The organism is Agromyces sp. Y782 (genome assembly GCF_059445405.1).
In genome coordinates this window covers 1-5,589 of record NZ_JCAIUG010000003.1, presented here as the reverse complement: position 1 = coordinate 5,589, position 5,589 = coordinate 1, and the positions used below count along the sequence as shown (strand labels likewise).

The following is a 5,589-nucleotide window of genomic DNA, read 5'->3' as shown; positions in this document are numbered from 1 at the left end:
TGTGTGATGGGTGGGTGTGTGGTCTCGGTGACCGCACCAGCTTCCGGGTGACCGTGGTCTCCGAGGTGTGGTGCGGGTACAACTGTTGAGTTATGTATTGGGTTTCCGTCTGAAGGGAACCACAGAGTGGACGCGAGCAATCTTGGGCCACACACACGGCCTTTACATGAAATGTGTTCAAACGTGTGAGTGTAGTGATTGTCAAGTTATCGGCTTATTAGTACCGGTCAGCTGCGAGAGTCTTTAGTCCTCTCTTCCACATCCGGCCTATCAACCCAGTCGTCTGGCTGGGAGCCTCTCCCCCGAAGGGATGGAAATCTCATCTCGAGGCCGGCTTCCCGCTTAGATGCTTTCAGCGGTTATCCATCCCGAACGTAGCTAACCAGCGGTGCTCCTGGCGGAACAACTGGCACACCAGAGGTTCGTCCAACCCGGTCCTCTCGTACTAGGGTCAGATCCTCTCAAATTTCCTACGCGCGCAGCGGATAGGGACCGAACTGTCTCACGACGTTCTAAACCCAGCTCGCGTACCGCTTTAATGGGCGAACAGCCCAACCCTTGGGACCTACTCCAGCCCCAGGATGCGACGAGCCGACATCGAGGTGCCAAACCATGCCGTCGATATGGACTCTTGGGCAAGATCAGCCTGTTATCCCCGAGGTACCTTTTATCCGTTGAGCGACAGCGCTTCCACAAGCCACTGCCGGATCACTAGTCCCGACTTTCGTCCCTGCTCGACCTGTCAGTCTCACAGTCAAGCTCCCTTGTGCACTTACACTCGCCACCTGATTGCCAACCAGGTTGAGGGAACCTTTGGGCGCCTCCGTTACTTTTTGGGAGGCAACCGCCCCAGTTAAACTACCCACCAGGCACTGTCCCTGAACCGGATCACGGTTCGAAGTTAGATATCCAGAGTGACCAGAGTGGTATTTCAACATTGACTCCACCGACACTAGCGTGCCAGCTTCACAGTCTCCCACCTATCCTACACAAGCCACACCGAACACCAATACCAAGCTGTAGTAAAGGTCACGGGGTCTTTCCGTCCTGCTGCGCGTAACGAGCATCTTTACTCGTAATGCAATTTCGCCGAGTTCGCGGTTGAGACAGCTGGGAAGTCGTTACGCCATTCGTGCAGGTCGGAACTTACCCGACAAGGAATTTCGCTACCTTAGGATGGTTATAGTTACCACCGCCGTTTACTGGGGCTTAAATTCTCAGCTTCGCCTTGCGGCTAACCGGTCCTCTTAACCTTCCAGCACCGGGCAGGCGTCAGTCCGTATACATCGTCTTGCGACTTAGCACGGACCTGTGTTTTTAGTAAACAGTCGCTTCCCACTGGTCTCTGCGGCCCTACAGCGCTTCCCGGAGCAAGTCCGTTCACGCCTTAGGCCCCCCTTCTCCCGAAGTTACGGGGGCATTTTGCCGAGTTCCTTAACCACGATTCTCTCGATCTCCTTGGTATTCTCTACCTGACCACCTGAGTCGGTTTGGGGTACGGGCGGCTAGAACCTCACGTCGATGCTTTTCTCGGCAGCATAGGATCACCAACTTTTTATCCGCATCGTGTCTCAGCCTTCTGAGCGACGGATTTGCCTATCGCTCGGCCTACGCACTTGCCCCGGGACTACCATCGCCCGGGATCGGCTACCTTCCTGCGTCACACCTGTTAATACGCTCACTCCACCAGATGGGGTCGCATGCCGCCTCACGATCGTCCCCGAAGGGATCCACGCGTCTTGGGATGCTTAGCACTCCTGATTTCGTGTGGGCGGTTCTTCGCCGGTACGGGAATATCAACCCGTTGTCCATCGACTACGCCTGTCGGCCTCGCCTTAGGTCCCGACTTACCCAGGGCAGATTAGCTTGACCCTGGAACCCTTGGTCTTCCGGAGGACGGGTTTCTCACCCGTCTTTCGCTACTCATGCCTGCATTCTCACTCGTGTGGCCTCCACGGCTGGTTCACACCGCCGCTTCACTGCCCACACGACGCTCTCCTACCCATCAACACGGCTGGACCACGAAGGCCTACCATTAATGTCAATGCCACAACTTCGGTGGCGTGCTTGAGCCCCGTTACATTGTCGGCGCGGAATCACTTGACCAGTGAGCTATTACGCACTCTTTCAAGGGTGGCTGCTTCTAAGCCAACCTCCTGGTTGTCTGTGCAACTCCACATCCTTTCCCACTTAGCACGCGCTTAGGGACCTTAGTTGGTGGTCTGGGTTGTTTCCCTCTCGACGATGAAGCTTATCCCCCACCGTCTCACTGCTGCGCTCTCACTTACCGGCATTCGGAGTTTGGCTGACGTCAGTAACCTTTTAGGGCCCATCGGCCATCCAGTAGCTCTACCTCCGGCAAGAAACACGCAACGCTGCACCTAAATGCATTTCGGAGAGAACCAGCTATCACGAAGTTTGATTGGCCTTTCACCCCTATCCACAGCTCATCCCCTCCATTTTCAACTGAAGTGGGTTCGGTCCTCCACGACGTCTTACCGTCGCTTCAACCTGGCCATGGATAGATCACTTCGCTTCGGGTCTAGGACCTGCGACTGAATCGCCCTATTCAGACTCGCTTTCGCTACGGCTGCCCCTCACGGGTTAACCTCGCCACAAATCACTAACTCGCAGGCTCATTCTTCAAAAGGCACGCTGTCACCCCAACAAGGAGGCTCCAACGGTTTGTAAGCAAACGGTTTCAGGTACTATTTCACTCCCCTCCCGGGGTACTTTTCACCTTTCCCTCACGGTACTTGTCCGCTATCGGTCATCTGGGAGTATTTAGGCTTATCAGGTGGTCCTGACAGATTCACACGGGATTTCTCGGGCCCCGTGCTACTTGGGATACCTCTCCGGGCCGCCAGGCATTTCGACTACGGGACTCACACCCACTCCGGTCCGGCTTTCAATCCGGTTCGTCTATACCTGACGCGTCACCGTGACTGCACGGCAGTACAGTCCGAAAGGTCCCACAACCCCGACCATGCAACCCCTGCCGGGTATCACACATGGCTCGGTTTAGCCTCTTCCGCGTTCGCTCGCCACTACTAACGGAATCACTGTTGTTTTCTCTTCCTGTGGGTACTGAGATGTTTCACTTCCCCACGTTCCCTCTACCCGCCCTATATATTCAGGCGGGAGTCACCAGGTCACCCAAAGGGCCTGGCGGGGTTTCCCCATTCGGAAATCCTCGGATCACAGCTCGTTTATCAGCTCCCCGAGGCTTATCGCAGATTACGACGTCCTTCTTCGGCTCCAGATGCCAAGGCATCCACCGTTTGCTCTTAAAAACTTGAAATCACATGAGATCGAATCGTGCAACACCACCCAAAGGCGNCGACGTCCTTCTTCGGCTCCAGATGCCAAGGCATCCACCGTTTGCTCTTAAAAACTTGAAATCACATGAGATCGAATCGTGCAACACCACCCAAAGGCAATGCTGCGAAATTGACCAGTGAACACACCAAACAACACCCCCGAAAGGATGCTCTTGGCGATTCACCTTTTGTGAAACAGCCCCAAAGGGCTATTTCTAAGATGCTCGCGTCCACTATGTAGTTCTCAACAGACGGCCAGAACCCCCACCACCTACCGAATCAAAACCATCGGCATCAGTGAAGGCCTGCAAGAAACCATCACCCCCACACCCAAAAGGCGCAGGGTTGTCCGGCCCCTCAGGACCCAACAGCGTGCACGTACCAGCCTCCCCCAACCAAACCCTTCCAATCACCCACAAGGAGCAACGTACTAAGTCCAGCCGAAATCAACCGGCACCTATGTCAATGTTCCACCCATGAGCAACCAGCGAGCCACAAAGGACCCGATCTGGTCTGCACTGCGAAAGCCCGAAGACTTCCGAGTTGCTCCTTAGAAAGGAGGTGATCCAGCCGCACCTTCCGGTACGGCTACCTTGTTACGACTTAGTCCTAATCACCGATCCCACCTTCGACAGCTCCCTCCTTGCGGTTAGGCCACTGGCTTCGGGTGTTACCGACTTTCATGACTTGACGGGCGGTGTGTACAAGGCCCGGGAACGTATTCACCGCAGCGTTGCTGATCTGCGATTACTAGCGACTCCGACTTCATGAGGTCGAGTTGCAGACCTCAATCCGAACTGAGACCGGCTTTTTGGGATTCGCTCCGCCTTACGACATCGCAGCCCTTTGTACCGGCCATTGTAGCATGCGTGAAGCCCAAGACATAAGGGGCATGATGATTTGACGTCATCCCCACCTTCCTCCGAGTTGACCCCGGCAGTCTCATATGAGTTCCCACCATTACGTGCTGGCAACATACGACGAGGGTTGCGCTCGTTGCGGGACTTAACCCAACATCTCACGACACGAGCTGACGACAACCATGCACCACCTGTAACCGAGTGTCCAAAGAGTTCCACATTTCTGCAGCGTTCTCGGTTATGTCAAGCCTTGGTAAGGTTCTTCGCGTTGCATCGAATTAATCCGCATGCTCCGCCGCTTGTGCGGGCCCCCGTCAATTCCTTTGAGTTTTAGCCTTGCGGCCGTACTCCCCAGGCGGGGCGCTTAATGCGTTAGCTACGACACGGAAACCGTGGAAAGGTCCCCACATCTAGCGCCCAACGTTTACGGCATGGACTACCAGGGTATCTAATCCTGTTCGCTCCCCATGCTTTCGCTCCTCAGCGTCAGTTACGGCCCAGAGAACTGCCTTCGCCATCGGTGTTCCTCCTGATATCTGCGCATTCCACCGCTACACCAGGAATTCCATTCTCCCCTACCGCACTCCAGTCTGCCCGTACCCACTGCAGGCCCGAGGTTGAGCCTCGGGATTTCACAGCAGACGTGACAAACCGCCTACGAGCTCTTTACGCCCAATAATTCCGGACAACGCTCGGACCCTACGTATTACCGCGGCTGCTGGCACGTAGTTAGCCGGTCCTTTTTCTGCAAGTACCGTCAAGAAGCAAGCTTCCCTTCTTCCTTACTAAAAGAGGTTTACAACCCGAAGGCCGTCATCCCTCACGCGGCGTTGCTGCATCAGGCTTGCGCCCATTGTGCAATATTCCCCACTGCTGCCTCCCGTAGGAGTCTGGGCCGTGTCTCAGTCCCAGTGTGGCCGGTCACCCTCTCAGGCCGGCTACCCGTCGACGCCTTGGTGAGCCATTACCTCACCAACAAGCTGATAGGCCGCGAGTCCATCCCAGACCGAAAAAACTTTCCACCCAAAACCATGCGGTTCCAGGTCCTATCCGGTATTAGCACCGATTTCTCAGCGTTATCCCAGAGTCCAGGGCAGGTTACTCACGTGTTACTCACCCGTTCGCCACTAATCCCCCAGAGCAAGCTCCAAGTTCATCGTTCGACTTGCATGTGTTAAGCACGCCGCCAGCGTTCGTCCTGAGCCAGGATCAAACTCTCCAAAAAAACTGGTTCCAACACCCGAAGGCATTGAGAGTTTCAATCACTGACAGAGAAACAACTGACTACTTAGAATCAAATTGTCCATCAATCAAAGGAATCCCACCCGGCCAAAAGACCGGGACAGGGTTCAAAAATTGGCATTGAACATAGTGCACGCTGTTGAGTTCTCAAGGAACGGACGCACCCG

At 55.1% G+C, this 5,589-nt stretch carries 2 rRNA genes; both read right to left on the bottom strand.

Annotation, left to right across the window (positions count from 1 at the left end):
- Positions 1 to 197: 197 nt before the first annotated feature.
- Positions 198 to 3,301, bottom strand: a 23S ribosomal RNA gene (locus AC1C2S_RS20315).
- Between the two features lie 573 nt (positions 3,302 to 3,874).
- Positions 3,875 to 5,405, bottom strand: a 16S ribosomal RNA gene (locus AC1C2S_RS20310).
- Together the 16S and 23S rRNA genes form the textbook arrangement of a ribosomal RNA operon.
- Between the last annotated feature and the right edge of the window lie 184 nt (positions 5,406 to 5,589).